Here is a 1,294-nt window from a genome sequence, read left to right as displayed (position 1 = left end):
TCCCGGCGCTGCCCGAACCGCCGGAGCGCGCCTTCGCCGCGCTGAAGAAGGGGTCGGGCAAGCAGGAGACGGCCACGACCATGGCGTTCGTACGCCTGGTCAAGGACCTGATGCGGGATCCGGAGACGGGCAGGCGCTGGGTGCCGATCGTCCCCGACGAGGCCCGCACCTTCGGCATGGAGTCGCTGTTCCCCTCGGCCGGCATCTACTCGCCCAAGGGGCAGACGTACGAGCCGGTCGACCGCGACCAGCTGATGTACTACAAGGAGGCGGCCGACGGGCAGATCCTCAACGAAGGGATCACCGAGGCCGGCGCCATGGCCGACTTCATCGCCGCCGCCACCTCGTACGCCACGCACGGCGAGCCGATGATCCCGTTCTACATCTTCTACTCGATGTTCGGCTGGCAGCGCACCGGCGACCAGTTCTGGCAGCTCGCCGACCAGCTCGGCCGCGGCTTCGTCGTCGGCGCCACCGCCGGCCGCACCACGCTCACCGGTGAGGGCCTGCAGCACGCCGACGGCCACTCCCATCTGATCGCGGCCACCAACCCGGCCTCGCTCAACTACGACCCGGCGTTCGCCTACGAGATCGCCGTGATCGTGCGCGACGGCCTGCGCCGGATGTACGGGCCGAAGCCGGAGGACGTCTTCTACTACCTGACCGTCTACAACGAGCCGAAGGTCCAGCCGCCCATGCCCGAGGGCGTGGAGGAGGGCATCCTCAAGGGGCTGTACCGCTTCCGCGAGGGGATCCCCGCCACGTCCCCCTCCGGTGACGAAGCGCCCCGGATCCAGCTGCTGGCCTCGGGGACCGCCATCCACTGGGTGCTGGACGCCCAGCGCCTCCTCGCCGACGACTGGGGCGTGACCGCCGACGTGTGGTCCGCCACCTCCTGGAGCGAGCTGCGCCGCGATGCCCTGTCCTGCGACGCGGCGCAGCTCAACGGCGAGGACCGCGTCCCCTACGTCACCCGCGCGCTGTGCGGCGCGCCCGGCCCGGTCCTCGCGGTCAGCGACTGGATGCGGGCGGTGCCCGACCAGATCGCCCCGTGGGTGGAGCAGGACTGGTCCTCGCTGGGCACCGACGGCTTCGGCCTGTCGGACACCCGCGAGGCGGCCCGCCGCCACTTCGGGGTGGACGCCGAGTCGGTCGCGGTGGCGGCCCTGGACCGGCTGGCCCGGCGCGGCGAGGTCAAGCGGGAGACGGTGCGCGAGGCGGCCGAGCGCTACGGCCTGGCCTGACGGCGCCCGGCCCCGGCGGCCCCTCCCGCCGTGCCGCCCGTCATCTTCTG

General features: G+C 72.5%; 1 pseudogene. It reads left to right on the top strand.

Annotated features, from left to right (window positions below):
- A pseudogene (locus tag L7D48_RS24180) lies at window positions 1-1,244 on the top strand (pyruvate dehydrogenase (acetyl-transferring), homodimeric type); the annotation flags it as partial.
- Between the last annotated feature and the right edge of the window lie 50 nt (window positions 1,245-1,294).

This window comes from Streptomyces sp. ICN903 (assembly GCF_022015835.1).
GTDB lineage: Bacteria > Actinomycetota > Actinomycetes > Streptomycetales > Streptomycetaceae > Streptomyces > Streptomyces fenghuangensis.
Note: the sequence above shows the minus strand (reverse complement) of the source record. Positions and strands in the feature narration are given on the sequence as shown.